Origin of the sequence: Limnohabitans sp. Bal53 (assembly GCF_003063355.1) — a bacterium.
GTDB lineage: Bacteria > Pseudomonadota > Gammaproteobacteria > Burkholderiales > Burkholderiaceae_C > Limnohabitans_A.
In genome coordinates this window covers 34353-52071 of the sequence record NZ_NESH01000001.1, presented here as the reverse complement: position 1 = coordinate 52071, position 17719 = coordinate 34353, and the positions used below count along the sequence as shown (strand labels likewise).

The 17719-nt window shown below is 56.1% G+C and carries 3 protein-coding genes and 1 pseudogene; all 4 read left to right on the top strand.

Annotated features, from left to right (window positions below; genetic code table 11):
* The first annotated feature begins 87 nt into the window (after positions 1 to 87).
* Positions 88 to 1089 (top strand): annotated as a pseudogene (locus B9Z50_RS00060) (IS5 family transposase).
* A gap of 255 nt (positions 1090 to 1344) precedes the next feature.
* Positions 1345 to 13329 carry a hypothetical protein gene (locus tag B9Z50_RS18095; protein ID WP_158270604.1) on the top strand — a complete coding sequence of 3995 codons (11985 nt, stop codon included), beginning with the start codon at positions 1345 to 1347 and terminating at the stop codon, positions 13327 to 13329.
* Positions 13330 to 13391: 62 nt separating this feature from the next.
* A complete protein-coding gene (locus B9Z50_RS00050; protein ID WP_146183127.1) occupies positions 13392 to 15818 on the top strand; it encodes a hypothetical protein in 2427 nt (808 codons plus the stop codon).
* A gap of 555 nt (positions 15819 to 16373) precedes the next feature.
* Positions 16374 to 17717 (top strand): TolC family protein, encoded by a 1344-nt coding sequence (locus B9Z50_RS00045; RefSeq protein WP_108361685.1) that lies wholly within the window; start codon positions 16374 to 16376, stop codon positions 17715 to 17717.
* Positions 17718 to 17719 lie beyond the last annotated feature (2 nt).

Here is a 17719-nt window from a genome sequence, read left to right as displayed (position 1 = left end):
TCAAGTGCCTTGGCGTTTGGCAGATCATAACTAGGGAAAGTCTGCAAAAGTCAGCCCCGTGACGGCCTGATTTGAGACAGTTAAGTCATGAAACAAATGAGCCTTGCCACCACTGGATTTGAGCTTGTCACCAAGCGCACGCGCAAGCGGGAATTTCTCGATGAGATGAACCTGGTGATCCCGTGATCTGAGTTGTTGTCGTTGATTGCACCTTACGCGCCTGCGGGCAAGACCGGTCGGCCTCCGTTTGCCACAGAAGTGATGCTGCGCATACACCTGCTCCAGCAGTTCTTTGGCCACTCCGACCCCGCCATGGAAGAGGCGTTGCATGACATCCCGCTGTACCAAGAGTTTGCTCACCTGGACGCTGGCATGACCCGTTTGCCTGACGAAACCACTATCCTGCGGTTTGGCAAAACCCCAAGTCAGCGCCACATGCTTGAAGCGAATGGGTTGGGTCAGCAGATTCTGGCCACTGTCAACGCCAAACTGATCGATCGCGGTCTGATGCTCAAGACCGGTACTGTGGTGGACGCTACGTTGATTGCCGCGCCTTGTTCGACCAAAAACGACAAGGGCGAGCGAGACCCTGAGATGCATCAAACCAAGAAGGGCAACCAATGGCACTTTGGCATGAAGGCCCACATTGGTGTGGACGCTCAATCGGGTTTGGTGCACACGGTCACAACCACTGCGGCCAACGCTCACGACATCACCCAAGCGCATGCCTTGCTGCACGGCGAGGAGGAAATGGTCTTTGCCGACTCGGGTTACCGGGGCGTTGAAAAGCGCGAAGAGATCCAAAAGCAGCTCCCGGGTGTGGATTGGCAAATAGCCATGATGCCGGGCAAGCGCAAAACGCTGAACAAAACCAAACCCAGTCACGCGTTGCGCGACAAGCTGGAAAAACTCAAGGCCAGCATCCGAGCCAAGGTAGAGCACACGTTTCGGGTGATCAAGTGTCAATTCGGACATCGCAGGGCGCGTTACCGGGGCTTGGCCAAAAACACCAACCAGTTGCTCGTGATGTTTGCGCTGTCGAATTTGTGGATGGTGCGTAGACGAATATTGCAGGGGGCGCAGGCATGAGTGCGCCTGCAGCGTGGGCGAAGGCCCAAAAGCGCAGGCCTTGCAGCCTGAAAAACGGGAAATCGACGGCCAATTCAGTTCTAGTTTCGCCATGTGAACATTCACGCATCAACTCGCGTTGTGGCGGGGGTTATGCAGACCATCCCTAGTAATCATTTTAGTAATCTGTCAAAATGAATCAGTGATAGTTTAATTAATTTGTAGAATAAATTAATTAAGTAAAATTTAATTCATTATTTAATGGAGTCAGTGACCATGGTAACGATTGGTGTTGGGGCTACGGCTCAGGGTTCAGCGGTCAATGGTGGTGGCGGCTACAGCGAGTTTCAAGATTTAGGCAACTCGGACGTCACGGTGCCTGAGGGATGGGTCTATATCGCATCCGTTGTTTGGACTGAAGGGTCAATTTTAGGAACCGTGCCGCTGCATTTGTTCTCCGACGCTGCGGATTTGACGCCGAGTTTTTGGGCAACCAATGCGCCGAGATCGGCTGGGGAGGTCGGCCAGGGGCCGCTCAAGGTTTCGCCGCAGGGTCTGATTTTGCAGGCGGTCGATCAGACCGGCGCCCTTATTGATGTGGTGACTGTGCCTTATGAGTCCAATGCTTCCGGCCAGCTGGTCGGCTTGTATCCAGTGATGGACGGCAATGCACCACCGATTCAGATCAATGTCGATGGTCCCGCTCCGGACCCCGCTTTGGTGGCTGATGCGAGCATGTACAGCGACTTTCAAATCCAAGATTATTCGGATGTGACTGTTCCCAATGGATTGACGTACATCGCATCGGCATTGTCTGGTGCTCGCGCTGCCGCTGGTGCTGCTCCTATACATATGTTTTCGAGCACCAATGACACGGTGCCCAGTTATTGGGCGACGAGTGTCACCGAGGCCAATGGCTTGCCCGCACAGGGACCTTTGCGTATCGATGGCAAAGACATGGTGCTTCAAGTGACTACAGCAAGCGGTGAGACCATGGACGTGGCGCGAGTCGCGGTGGCCTTGGACAACGGAGAGATCGTGGGCCTATATAAGGTGGCCGCCACAGGATCGGTAGCGAGCCAAGCATTGATGATCAATGTCGATGGTCCGGCGCCGGATCCCGCTTTGGTGGCTGATGCGAGCCTGTACGGCGACTTCCAAACCCAAGACTATTCGGATGTGACTGTTCCCAGTGGATTGACGTACATCGCATCGACATTGTCTGGTGCTCGCGCTGCCGCTGGTGCTGCTCCTATACATATGTTTTCGAGCACCAATGACACGGTGCCCAGTTATTGGGCGACGAGTGTCACCGAGGCCAATGGCTTGCCCGCACAGGGACCTTTGCGTATCGATGGCACAGACATGGTGCTTCAAGTGACTACAGCAAGCGGTGAGACCATGGACGTGGCGCGAGTCGCGGTGGCCTTGGACAACGGAGAGATCGTGGGCCTATATAAGGTGGCCGCCACAGGATCGGTAGCGAGCCAAGCATTGATGATCAATGTCGCAGAGCCTGCGCCTATTGATACATCCAACCCATACGGTGACTTCCAATATATGTCGACTGACGATGTGGCTGTTCCCCAGGATTGGACTTACATCGGCTCGATTGATCGCACGTTGACTGGTGCGGGCCCCTTGCACATGTTCTCGAGCACGGGGGATGCGGTTCCGAGCTACTGGGCCACGAGCAAGACGGAGGCGTCTGGACAGCCCGCGCAAGGGCCGTTGCGGGTGGAGAACGGTACAGTGGTGCTGCAGGTGCTGGGCGACGACAACGTACCTGTTGACGTCAAAGTGGTGGCTTATGCCGCCGATACCAGCGGCCAGATTGTGGGCTTGTATCGAGGGGCGACTGGGACTACAGGCGGGCAAAACTTTGCCGATGGGGAGTCCGCTTTGTTTGAGGGGGTGGATGGCTTAGTGCATGCTCAGGTGGCATTACCAGAGCAAGTCACGGGAGTCGCTGAGAGCGGGCGTCTCAAGTTGGTGATGTATCCCGATGCGCACACGATTTATGTGGATGCGGCAAAGCTGAACCTGTCGGTTGACCACCATTCGGTGAGTTTCACGATCGATACATCTTCGTTGCCCGGGGATTACCAACCTTACCTGCTGGTGGCGGTCTTTCCAGACGGTCTGTTGACGGGGGTCTCTGGCGATCAAAAGTTTGCTTGGCGCGTGCCTCGTGATGGCAGTGTGCTGTGGGACGTTGGTGATGTGCTGTTTCTGGACCGCTCTGGAAATGACAGCTGGAGCGGGGACGGTGAAGCTAATTGGTATGACGGCTCGACAGGCAACGACACGGTCGATGGCGCGGGCGGCAATGACGAATTGCGCGGTGGCGACGGCGATGATGAGATTAATGGCGGAGCCGGCGATGACACCTTGCAAGGCGGCGCTGGGAACGACACATTGGATGGTGGCGTTGGAAGTCGTGATCTGGCGGGCTATTGGCCAGATAGCCAATCTCAGTGGACTCTGTCGCGCCAAGGGCTGGATACGCTGTTGACCAATAACGTCAGCGGTGAGGTGGATGTGTTGCGAGGTATTGAGCAGATATCGTTCAGTGATGCATTCATTAACTTGGCGCCGTCGCTGAACTATGAAGCACGAAACGAATGGGAATCAAACAACATTCAGGGTACAGACTACGACGATGTCATCGATGCTGACGCGCTTCATTCAGCAAGTACCAAGTATGAGCGCGATTGGATTGAAGCAGGCCAAGGCAATGACTTGGTGAACGGGGGGGCTGGCGGCGACCAAATTGTGGGGGGGGCGGGGAATGACACCATCGATGGCGGTGACCAGAGCTACGTGGAGCGTTTGACTGGTGTCATGGACCCATGGCAGCTCGAGAACCGAGTTCAGTACAGTACCAAAGCCAAGTTTTATGACATCACCAAGTCGCTAGACGACGATGGTTCGGTCACCGGACAAGAGGGGGCCGTTTACTTCACCGTCGCAGATACGCGCACAGATGCCCAAGATGGGGTTGATGTGGTGTTCAACATCGATGCTTTGCAGTTCAGTGACAAAGAGGTGCGGCTGAGCCCTCAGGTGTGGGTTGACAAACTCTGGACGATTACAACCGACGGCGGTTCATCCGAGATTGTTCGCGGCGTCAACATCGATGGCAATAATTTTGGTGAAACCTTGGGCGCTGTGCCAGGCGATGGTGGATTGGCGTCAGCGTTCGTGGGTTCAGATCGACTGAATGGCGGGCATGGCAACGACCAACTTTATGGCGGAGCAGGGGGCGACACCCTGCGTGGCAACAAAGGCAACGACACACTGAATGGTGGAGCGAACACCGACGCGGCAGCCGAAGACAGGAACATGTGGACACCCAATGGGCGAGATGGTGTCGATGTGGCTGAGTATTCGGGCAAATTTGAGCGTTACGCCATTGAGCGCAATACCGACAACAGTTTCACCGTGACAGACAGCAAGGCAGGCGGGGATGGCGAGGACGTGTTGATCGACGTCGAAGTCCTGCGTTTCGCGGACATGGAGGTGAATTTGGCGGTGGTGGGGCGGGCCAACTACTCGTGGGATGGGTCCACCAATACAAAATCTCTGATGGACTACAACTGGGAAGGCACCGAGTGGGATGACTCCATCAACGTTTCCGCCTTGGAGCTTACTCTCAATTTGGTTTGGCGCGACACCGTGCGCGATGGCGCTGGAGATGACTACATCAACACCGGTGGCGGAGACGATGCAATTGTTGTGGGTGAAGGTAACGACACCATTGACGGCGGTACTGGCAATGATTGGGTCAGTTACGACGCGGCCTCTACTCGCTTCACCATCACGCGCCAAGTCCAGGATGGTGAGTCTGTTTACACCGTGGTGGATAAGCTGCCGTTGGAATTCGGTGGCTTGGGGACAGACCGCATCACCCATGTCGAGTCTTTGAATTTTTCGGACGGTGGATTGCGCCTGAATGTGAGTGTGAACGCAGGCGGCGGGACTCAAAACAACATCGAAGGCACCAGCTTCGGCGACGTGATAAATACCGCTGAGTTGATGGCACTCAGCCAAGGTGCCGATGGCGTAGCGCTCGTCGGTGGCGAGCTAGCCGTGGCTAGCTTCGCGTGGCCAGGCGTCACCCTTGTAGAAGGGGCGCAATACTTGGTCAAGCTTGTCCAAGTGTTTTATTACATGCCGAATGGCGCGCCGACGATCACACCAACCACCCGGTACAACCCAAATACGAGGCAGCAGGAGGAAATCTCAATTACCCTGACCGTCGTGGATGGGAAGTTGACGGGTGAGTATCTCCTCAGGGATATTCATTTTGGTGATTTGAGTGCTCAGTTGTTTGCTCTGGATGGACAAAATCAACCCAGTTCTGAGCCTTTGGGGATTCAGCCGCTGAGGCTGACCGCGAGCCGCGACTGGGTGAACACGGGTTCTGGCGACGATGTCATCTTCACGGGTGACGGCGGTGATCAAATTCAGGACGCGGCCGGTAACGACTTTTACGATGGTGGAGCAGACGGTCAGACCGGTGACAGTTGGCAAGACCAAGACATGGTGACGTTCTCTGGTGCTCGCAAACGTTACGTCGTCGAGACCCTGAAGTACTCAGACTTGGCCGCCGACAGTGCCAGCAAAGCGCTCATTGACGAACACTACACCAATCCAGAGTCACGACCCAGCACACTGGTGGTGGTGACCGACCGGCTGCCTGCAGAGGCGGGTGGCCAAGGTGTCAACACCTTGGTCAATGTGGAGCGCCTTCAGTTCTCAGACGAGGCGGTTGAATTGGGCGTGCGTGTCAATCCCTGGAAAGCAGACCCCATGGGTGGTGCCGGTGGTTGGGTCGGCACGAATGGGTTTGACGGTGGCATTCAAGGTGACTTGATTGACGCCAGCCAATACGAGGAGGGCGGGGCGCTTTACAACCCTGACCAGCCTTGGCAGTCCAATCAAGACCAGTTGCAAGGCAATGATGGCAATGACACGCTGATGGGCGGTGCAGGAGCGGATCGCTTGCGCGGGGGCAAGGGGGACGACGTGTTGGACGGCGGTAGCAACGCTTCATCCCCTGAGAACTTGGCGGCAGGCTTGGGCGAGACCTATGACACCGCTGAGTTCTCCTATTCGATTGCACGAGCGGTTGTCAGCTTCTACCGAGAAGCTTCAGATCAGGATGCGGGCCCGCGCTTCGATGACACGGGTCGATTGGCTACCCATGGCGCTTATGTGAAGTCGTCCTTCTACGATCCCGACGGTTTTGTGGTAGTTGATGACCGCTACACGGCGGCAATGGGCGGTGAGGGGCGCGACGTACTGCGGGACATCGAGGCTTTGAGTTTCTCAGATGCCTGGGAGCGCTTGGGCGCAAACTACTCCGAGTACTCCCAAAGCAACTGGATTTGGGACAACGCAGCCCAACAAAACATCGAAGTTCAGGTGACACAACGCAATGCTTGGGGGTCTCGATTTGGTGACTTAATCCAGGGGGGGGGTAATGCCCAGAACTGGCTAGATGGACAGGCTGGAGATGACTACCTGGTCGGTGGTGGCTTGAGAGACGAGTTGGTGGGTGGGGCCGGAAACGATACCTTGGATGGTGGAGGCAATCCGGACGTCAACCCTGATACGCCTTGGGACACCTGGAGTACCTACGACGTCGCGCGCTTCAGTGCTGACCGTGCTCAGTTTGCCATCACCAAAATGGTGGATGACAGCACGGTGACCGGTGTGGATGCGCAAATCTACTACCTTGTAGAGCACTTGATTCCCGGTGCACTTGGGGGCTTGGGCACCGATATTGTGTTGAACATTGAGAGGCTTCAGTTCACCAGTGGCGATTTGCAGTTGATGCCTAAGATTGAGGAGAACAAAGATACAGGCCAGTTGAACTTCAATGGTTCAGATTTTTGGGACAACATCACTGGCAAGGCGGGTAACGATTGGATCGATGGTCAATCAGGTGACGACACCATTGCCGCGGGGGCGGGTGATGACTACGTCAAGGGCGGTGCAGGTGACGATGCGATCGACTTGGGCGCAGGAAACGACCAAGTGTCAGAAGGGGCTGGTCACGACACCATCGATGGCGGTGCGGGCTGGGATACTGTCAAGTACGACGAGAGCGTTGCGCGCTACACCGTGCAAGTGCGTGCCAGCGGCGACGACGCACTACTGGCCACATTCCAGTTGGGTGAGGTACAAGCAGGCACCAGTCAGTTGGGCAGCGGTGTTTACCGACAGTCTTTGGTGGCGGAGCCGGGCTCGGGCTACACCGCCTATGACCCCACCACGATGTATGTCCAAGTGACGGACAGCTTGGCATCCAGTTACGGGGGTGATGGTGTTGATCGTTTGACGAACGTGGAGACCTTGAGCTTCGAAGACGGCAGCCTGTTTTTGGCGCCGACAACCCTCATGGTGGGCGTTGTCTCGATTGACAAACTTCAAGGCGTCACCTTGCCCGACGGCGTGAGCCAAACGGATCAAACCGACGGTATGGTGGCCATCAACGTCGCGTTTGCAGCGGGTGACTTTGGTGTGAAAACCGCAAAGGCGATTGATTCGGAATGGCTCAACGGGGTCATGAGCACCGATGGCACGATGGCGGGTGATACCTTGGTGGGGGCAGACCGCAGCGGTGAATCCGGTGGGCCTGCAGATTGGCTGCGGGGCTGGGGCGGCAACGATGAGCTCCAGGCAGGCTTGGGCAATGACACTTTAGAGGGTGGCCGGGGCAATGACACCTTGATTGGTGGTGCGCACGGCTCCGATAGCTGGGATTGGAATGCGGGTGACGTCGCTTGGTATGAGGGTGCGAAGGCGCGCTTTGATATCCAGGCGTGGATCAATGGCAGCACCTTGGTGGTGGATCTGGCTTCAGTCAAGAACCTCTCCGAAGCGAGTTTCGACACAGTTTCGGGTCACTTGAGGCCTGAGGCGCTGGGTATGAGCGATGGCGAAGTGGATTTCAGCCTTGTCTCCACCTCAGTCGGATTTGGAGCCGATGTGTTGCAAGGCGTCGAGCGCATTCGCTTCAGTGATGGCGAGATCAACCTGTCTGTTCGCGATGACTCCTGGACCAACTTCTATATGGACCCCGAGACACAAGAGCAGATCGATGTGGTGCGTCACAACTACACCGGCTCATTTTTGTCAGACTTGATTCTGGGTACCAACGGTGGTGACCAGTTCGATGGGCGTGGCGGCGACGACACGATCGACGGGGGTGTCGAATCTCCCGATTTGCCGGGCTATGAGTGGGATAAGCTGGATATCGTGCGTTACGAAGGCGCCAAAATTCGCTATCAAATCGAAGGCGTTTTGGTGGATGTTGCGCAAAATTACCTTGTCGTAGATGCTGCTGATGCCACGGGGTCCGAGGTTTTTGGCCTGCGTATCACGGATTTGTTGCCTGCCAATGCGGGTGGGACGGGCTCAGATTTGCTCGTGAATGTGGAGCGTGTGGAGTTCGCAGCCAGCGCCAACTCGGGCGGTGACACCTCGATATCAATCAAACCTGAGGTCAACTACTACGAGGACTGGTCTGTCTCCGTCGAGGAGGGCCAGACTCGGCCCATGTCCATGCATGTCCGCGGGACGGACTTCTCCGATGCCCTCAAAGGCACTCCGAATAACGACTGGATGTCTGGTGGGGCAGGCGACGATGCGTTGAATGGCGGCAAAGGCGGCGACGAGTTCGAGGGGGGCGCAGGCAACGACACTTTGATGGGTGGCGCTGACAGCGACCCCGATCAATGGGGGTGGGTGCGCAAAGACGTCGCTCGCTACAACGCGCCCATGGACCGCTTTGAAATCGAGTCCTTTGAGCAAGATGGGCAATTGTGGTTGCGGGTGTCTGATTTGCTGCCTGCAGATGACCCCGCTTCGTTGGGTGTCGACGTTTTGCGAGGCGTTGAGAGCTTGGCATTCAACGATCGCTGGGTCGACATCGCTGTTCAGAAGTGGACCTGGGAAGATTGGCGCGGCTTCAGCAACGTGAACCAAGAGGGCACCGTTTTTGCCGATGAAATCTCTGGAGGAACCACGTTGGTCGACGGTGAGGAGCTTGATGACCGCGACTTCATCCGTGGCGGCGCAGGTGATGACGTCTTGCGTGGCAATGGCAACGGCGACGAAATCGAAGGTGGTGCAGGCAATGACCTCATCGACGGTGGTGCGAATGGCTCTTCCGGTGAATCGTGGAGCGATCAAGACACTGTGCGTTTCCAAGGCAACGCCAGCCAGTACGACGTTCAAAAATTGACGGCGACTGGTGACAGCACCTCGGGGGCTTTACACCTCGGCGGTGTGGCGATTGCGGCCATCACCGACGGTGTAATCAGCTTCACGGGGAGCAACCTCAACGCCACCTTGGTCAGTCAAATCACCAAGGCGCACAGCAAGTTCGATTGGTTTGATGGCACGCACGCTCAAGCTTGGGTCGTCGCCGACCATTTGGACGAAGACATGGGCGGAGAGGGCACAGACATTGTCTTCAACGCAGAGCAAATTCAGTTCAGAGACGGCCCGTTGGAGCTAGAGGCGAGGGTTGACAGCAGTGACTGGAACCAGGATGGCTTGGTGGATTGGGCCAACGTCCAGGGTACCAGTGGCAACGACAGCTTGACTCTCGCAGAGGTGGCAACGCTTGCCAAACGCGAAGTGACGCAACTGACGCAAACGCGCATTGATATTGATTTGCGTGGCGGTGACGACGTTTACATCGGTGGCGATGGCGGTGAGTCCATACGCACCGGTGCAGGCAACGACTATGTGGATGGTGGCGCCAACATCGGCTCAGACCCTTGGGGCGGGCAGATGCGTGATGAGGTTCGCTTTGAAGGCCGTATCGACCGTTACAACTTGATCGATGTGTCCTTGAGTTTTGACGCAGAAGGCAACGCAGTCGCTCTCAGCACCAGTGTTCCAGACATCACGATCGAAGGTGTGACCATTTCGGCTGTGGCCGGCAAGCTCACGACGCTGGTCTTGGAGGACTTGAACGCTGCCGTAGCGAACATGATTATCTATGCGCCCGAAGGCGCAAGTACCGTTCAAGGCTGGTTGATCGCGGACAGACTGCCTGCGGCATTTGAGGGCTCCGGTGTTGACGCGCTGGTCAACGTGGAGGCCTTGGCCTTCAGCGATCGTTGGCTGCCTTTGGAGATGCAGGTTTGGTACAACCGCGACTGGCGCTCCGAGTATGACGAAGTCCCCTGGGAAGAGCGGCCCATTGTGGGTGCCGGCGTAGACGGCACCTCCATTGGGGACCGCATCGGCTACAACCCCGACGTTGCAAGCCCAGTCTACGACTACAGTGGCGATGACAACTTGCGTGGCAACGATGGCGATGACACCATTGATGGCGGAGCTGGTGGTGACTGGATCAGCGGTGGTCAAGGCAATGACTGGATTGACGGTGGCGCCAATGGTGAGCGTGATGAGTGGGGCAATGTCCGCATGGATCAGGTGCAATACGACGGTGAATTTGATCGCTATGTGATCACGGCCAACGTCGATGGCTCGATCACCGTACAGGACTCAGACTCCGATGGCGACGGCACGGATACGTTGTGGAACGTGGAGGCACTGTCATTCAGTGATCGTTATGTGCGTTTGGGCGTCGAGACTTGGGTGAACCAAGACCCGCAGACCAAAAAGGTTTTGAGCGTCAACATCACGGGCTCCATGCTGTCAGACAACATTGACGTGGCAATGCTCTCCGCGCAGGACTTGCAGGGCGCGCGCCATTGGATAGACGGTGCTGACGGGGATGATATTTTAATCGGCGGTGCTGGGCCTGACGACTTGCAAGGTGGTTCGGGCGACGACACGATTGACGGTGGAGCCAATGGTGTAGATGAGTGGGGTAACCCCGGTTTTGATGTCGCTCATTACGAAGGCTCTGAGACGCGCTACACATTGCAGTATAGCGATGACGAGGGAGTTACCTGGTTGGATGACAATCCCAACACAGAAGGCGTCTGGGTGCAAGTTACCGACTCCTTGAGCGCCGATGAGGGCGGCTTGGGGGTGGATCTGCTCAAGGGCATTGAAGCCATCGCTTTTTGGGATCGTTTTGTGATGCTCAAGGCCAGCCGCAACGTGCTGGATCTGGATGGTGATGGCACGCCAGACAACGCTGAAGTTTTGGGCACAGATGGCAACGATTCGCTGTCTGGAAGCACGACCAATGACCGTTTGGATGGCGCCAAAGGTGACGATACCTTGTTCGGTGCTGACGGTGGTGACGTGTTGCGAGGCGGTGCCGGCGACGATACGCTCGATGGTGGTGCTGATGGTCTGGACGCCAGCGGCCGCGTGCTCATTGACGTGGCCCAATACGACGGCAATATGGCCGACTACGTCATCATTCCGACGGAGTCGGGTGGGTTCACGGTTGAGGATAACGCCACGGTCAACGGTGACGAGGGGCTGGACGCCTTGGTCAACATTGAGGGTATTCAGTTCGCGGACCGCTTTGTGAGTTTGAAGGTTGAGGTCAGCAGCAACGATGTCAATGGCGATGGTGATGTGGACCAAATTGAAATGCGTGGCTTGGACTTGGCTGGTGCTGGCGATAACCTGGTGCCACTTGAAGGTTTAGCAGGTATCGCCTATCGCATGATGGGTGGTTTCGGTGACGACACGCTCTCAGGTTCCGCCCTCAACGACGTGTTCGAAGGCGGCGCTGGTGCCGACAGCATCACAGGCGGTGAGGGCCGAGACCGAGCTCGTTACAGTGGTGACTATGCTGAATACGTAGTGACACAGCCTGTTGAGGAGGGGGGCGTATTCACGGTGACGCATGGCTCGGATGGGGTGGATGGTCTGGATACCCTGGTGAGCGTCGAGGAGTTGGTATTTGCAGATCGCGTCTACCAAGTGCTCGCTCAGGGTCAGACGGCCACCGTTACCAGTTTGGATATCGACAGTGACGGCAATCGCAAGGTGGATACGCGATTCAGCAACGGTACGGATGGAGGAGACTCCATCACCGGCCAGGCTGGGTTGATTAACTACATTGACGGCGGCTTGGGCAATGACACCTTGACCGGCGGTGACTTGGGTGATGAGTTCAAGCCCGGCGCTGGCAACAACGTGATCGACGGCGGTCCAAATATCGGACTGGATGCGGCGGGTAATTCGTTTGTTGATCGCGTCAAGTACGCTGGACTTCAGGAGGACTACAGCGTCACGACGCTTCAAGAAAGTCGCTTCACGATTTCTGGGGCTGTCGAGGTGGGTGACATCTTGTCGGTCAATCTGGCTGGAAAAACGGTCTTTTACAAAGCGACTTCCACAGACTTGGCGGCTACAGTGTCGGCCTTTGCCGAGCAAATCCAATCGGCGGTGGCCAGCAGTGACACGGTTTTTACCGCGCAAACGGAGGTCTTGACGGGGAGTGCGGTAGAGGTGGTGCTGCAAGGCGAGGACATGATTTTCGCAGTCAACCCCAGCGTGGCCAATGGCTCTCAAGCTGTCAGTGGATCGTTCGCGGTGGAAGGTGCCAATCAATCTGGGTCTTCGCTGTTGGTCGCGGACGCGTCCAATTTGCTGCTTGGGATGTCGGTGTCTTACACCGTGGCGGGGAGTGGTGACAACGACCCTGTCGCCTATGGTCCCTACAAGATCACGGGTATTTCAGGTCAAACCCTGCAACTGAACCAGTCCTTGGGCGCTTCGCCTGCCGCTGGTGCGCCATTGACGGTGAGCGCAGCCAATCCGGATACGCAACCAACAACCTTGAGTGAAGTGACGGTTGACCGCTGGATCCGTGTGTTCCAAGGGTTAGAGAATCAAGATGAGTTGCGTGGTATCGAACAAATTGTGTTTGGCGACGGTGTCTTGGATTTGAGTCCTATTCAGTTTGAGACGTCTACTTGGGGCACCACCGGTATTGAGTCTTTGATCAACACCATCGGAACGGCATTCGCAGACTTGTTCAAAGCAAGCGGTGACAACGAGGTGCTAAACGGGGGGGCTGGTGCTGACTACTTTGTGTTCCAAGACGGCAATGGCAACGATGCAGTCGCAGACTTCCAGGCCGGATCACAAGGCGACGTCATGGCTTTGAACTTGGGTCCCAATGACAGCGATGGACTAAATGGAACAGGGGTCAATAGCGTGGCTGAGCTGATCTCATTGGGCGCGCAAAGAGGAAACGATGTTTACTTTGATCTGGGTCAGGGCAACAGTGTGACCCTGACGGGTGTGCGTTTAACTGATTTGGTGGATTCCAACTTTGATGTGATGGCGAATATTTAACGCGCAGAGCGTTTGCTGCACCTTCAGGCGTCTGGATAACCCTTTTAAAGAAACCAAATACCATGGCATACGAGACTGAACACCCCTTGATCAACGGCGCGTCGAATGACAGCCCTGCGACGGCCAATATTGTGAGCAACAGGGTTGCGACGGTTGGTAGTCTTTCTAGCTCGAGTGATGTCGATTATTTCCGCATCGACGTCAACGGCCCTAGCTTGCTGGAACTGCAGTTCAGCAACGCCTTGCTGACCACCACCAACCATTGGTGGCTGGCATTGTTAGACGGTGAGGGCGATTACCTGCAAACCCTTGCTCGCAGTGTCACGGGCTCTGTGGTTGTAGACGGTGCTGACCAGTCGGAAAACACGTTGAGTGTCGCGGGCATTGCCTCAGCAACTGTGCCTGCAAATAGTCGATTTACCTTCGATGTGGACGATCAAGCGGACACCGTCATTTATACGGTTGTCAATGGTGTTAAATCGGCAAGTGGGCAAGCGGATTTGGTCCTGAACAAGGCCTTGAGCTCGCCTGAGGATGGCACGGCAGTTGTGTTTGACCCAGCACAGGCAGTCGCAGATGGTGGGCTGACGACGCTGACAGCCCAAGTGCCCGCGGCGGGTAGCTATTATGTCAAAGTGAACGCCCAAAACTGGAGCAGTGCAGACTATGTGTTAACGACCAAAGTGACCTCATTGGTGGAGAGTACAGCTGCCAACAACACTGCAGCCGATGCGTTGACGGCCAATAACCGCTTGGTTTCCAACGCTTGGATGGAGGGCTCGCTTTCGAGTTCTACGGACAAGGACGTCTGGTTGTTGACCACCGCTTCTGCTGCAGACATTTACATCGACTTTGCCGCACCGAGCGGTGATGACACAGCACCGCAGTGGAACGTGACCATTGCCACTTGGGATGGTGTCAATACCGTGCCTGTCTCTGTGAATGGTGTCGCTGTGAGTGGGTCCGCTGGCGCGTCTAAAACATTTCAGCCCAACAGTTCACTGCCTTCCATCGATCCGGTAGGCCCGGCCACATACTTAGTGACCGTTGCTCCGTTAGACGGAGCCTCCTTGAATACCGGTGCCTACACTGTGCGCGCGCGCGGTACGACTCTAGATGCCAATGATGTGCCAGTGATTGTTGTTGATAAGGTCGCCTCGGGTGGCCCCAACGCCAATATTGAAACTGGAGTGGAGCGCTCTCTGACGCAAGGTGAAGGCAGCCGAGTAGCGCTCAATACATTGTTCAGCATCAGCGATGCCGATGAGTCTGTCAGTGATTTGAGCTGGGCGACCTATAAAGTCGCACTGAGTTCGGTGCCTGGGTCCAGCGCCAATGGTTATGTTCGGATTGAGCCGACCGGTGAGGCACCGTACAACTATGTGAACGGTACGTTGTTGAGCGCGCAGGAGATGGCCGACGCCTGGGTTTATGCGGGTACGGCGCTCGGCGAGATGGACTTGACGATCCAAGCGTTTGACTCAACCGACGCACCCGACCAATCTGGGGCCAGCTCCTTCATGACCCAAACCCTCAAGGTCACCAGCGACAGCGTGGGCGTCACGGTGACTGGCGGTGGTGTTGCCTTGCTTGAAGGGGCTGCCTCGGCTGCAGCTGGCTACAGCAGCAACCTGTCTTTCGTGCTCGATAGTGCGCCTGCTCAAGACGTACAGGTGTACTTAGAGCAAGCAAGCCCCAATGAGTTGTTGCTCAGCAAATCGGTGCTGACTTTCACGCCAAGCAACTACGATCAAGTGCAATCGGTGGTTGTGCGCGCGCTCAGCGATGGTGCCACTGAAGGTCCGCACTCCGGCGATTTGGTATTCCGAGTGGTGAGTTCGGATTTGGACTACGACGGGTTGACACTGGACGCAGTGACTTTCGATTTGGCTGATCCAGTGGTGGCTCCCAGCGGCTACTCCGTAGGAGGGTTCGTGCGTCACTGGAGCAGTGCAGATGTGCCGTTGGCAGATGTTGCATTCAGCCTTGATGGACAAACCCAATTGTCGCAGGCCAACGGCGCGTTCGCGTTGACCGGGGTTCAAGATGATGACGGTGTGATGGTGTTGGCCCCATCACTGACTGCCCCTCAGTCGAAAGCTGAGGCTGACGTCACATTGACGGACGTGTTGGCTGCACTCAAGGTTTACCTCAACAAACCGTTGCCAGAAGCCTATGACTCACCCTACAAGTACTTGGCCGCTGATTTTGACGCGAACGGGGTGGTCAACCTCACCGATGTTTTGCAGCTTTTAAAGTATTACCTTGGAAAGCCCACTACCAATGACGTGGCCCCCAGTTGGGTTTTTGTCGATGTCAACGACATCACTGGAACGGGCTCAGATGCTGTGATACAGGGGGCAGCAGGCACCCCTGTCTCAGCTTCCAAAAGCTCGCCTCATGCGGTCGATCACGACTTCTCTGGAGGGGATCCGATTGAGCTGATTGGTGTGCTCCGAGGAGATGTCGACGGCAGCTGGGCCATTTGAGGCCTTTTGCCGCGGATTGGGGTTAATTGGCGAGCGTGATCGCCATGACGTTGTGCCGCTCAATCAACGGTGGTGATCTGGCCATCGCGCACGACGAGGCGGCCGTTGACCATGGTGTGGGTGGCGTAAACGTTGGTGCATGTGTATCGCATGATGCTGTGAGTTCATCAGTTGGAGTTAATGAGTTTGTCTTGTAAATACGGGTTTCAATTCAGACGTTGATTAACAATGAGAAATCAAGGATTTCGAGCTACCCTTGGGCTAGTTTCAATAGGATGGATGCGCTTGAAATTGTGATTTCCGGTGGTGGGGTTAGCATTCCCATTCTTTGCTAAGCAATGGAGAAGCCCTTCGCGCTGGCTGAGGTGAAGTTGCCTGTGCGGCTGATTGATTCCTCAAACGGTTCAATTCCCAATTTATATGGCGCAACGTGTGAACGATTTGCAGTAGGCCTGGATGACACTACTTGAAATCAGAGTAAATTCGCTCATGGTAATTTCTCTATTGAGTCAATTATTACAATTAAAATTGACAAATGTATAGCTTAAGAAAATTATGAAATTTGACAGTTTGAATTATTCGGTGGTTACACATAGACCGCAAGATGGGACAAACCGGAAGCTGTCCATTGTCTTGTCGTTTTTGGCCCTTTGGGCGCCCTTTGCTAATGCATTGGATCTGAGGCAGATTGTTGAAACGGCTGTTGCTGCCCACCCCAGCATCCAGGCTCAGCGAGCCTTGCGCGAAGGCGCACAAAACGATGTGACAACCGCTCGCCAGCAGTTCTGGCCCACTCCATCCGTGTCAATCGAAACTGTGCGTACGGGCCCCAACGACATCAGCTACCAGGACAATGCCACGGTGCAGACATACCGGCTACAACAACCTTTGTGGACTGGCGGCAGGCTCACCGCAGGACTTGACAAGGCCCAGGCGAACCTGAAAGCAGCAGGCCATGCGCATGATGAAACAGCCCAGCAACTGGCCCTGCGCGCGGTGCAGGCTTGGGCCGAGTGGTATGCCACCAGCCTCAAACTTGGTGCCATCGATACCAGCTTGAACACCCACCAGCGGCTGTACGCACAGGTACAGCGCCGTGTAGAGGACGGGGCGTCGGCTGCGGTGGAGCTGGTGTTGACCGAAGGTCGACTTGCCCAAAACTCATCCCAGAAGGCGGCTGCGCTGGCCCAGCTTGAGGCCTCCCGCTTGAAGGTGGGGCAACTCATGGGTGCGCCTGTGGCCCCGTTTGAAAAACCCACACAGTCATTGCGATTCGATGCGCCAGTTCTTGACCAAAGCGAAGCTGCCGCCTTGCAGCGCGCTCCTGCGCTGCAACGCCAAGCCGCCTTGGTCGACGCCCAAAAAGCCGAGCTGGCCGAGCGACAATCCGAACTTTGGCCAGAAATTTATATACGGGCTGAACACCAAAGGGGGCAACTCGGCGGTGGCGCCTTGAGCTCCGGTTCCGTGAGCCGTTATTACTTAGGGTTGAGCAGCCGCTTTGGCGCGGGGCTGTCTTCAATCACGGCACTTGAATCCTTGCAACGCAAACTTGAAGCGGCAGAAGCCGAAATTGAGGCCACACGACGCAATGTGCGTGAGCAAGTGCAGACCGACTGGCAGCAGTGGACATCGCTGAGAGCCCGCCTGCCCGAGCTCGAGCGCAGCGTGCAGGCTTCCCGCAAAACGGCCGAGGCCTGGGATCGGCAGTTCCTCGCAGGTCGTAAGTCTTGGATGGAGGTAATGAACACGGCACGTGAATTGCTTCAGGCCGAACTCGAATTGGCTGATGCGCGTTCTGCTTACACTCAGGCGACGTGGCGCTTGGCGATTCAAAGTCTGGGTTGGCAAGAGACCTTGAAACTGTCCAACGCAATATCCCAGGCCAGTCCTCAATAAGC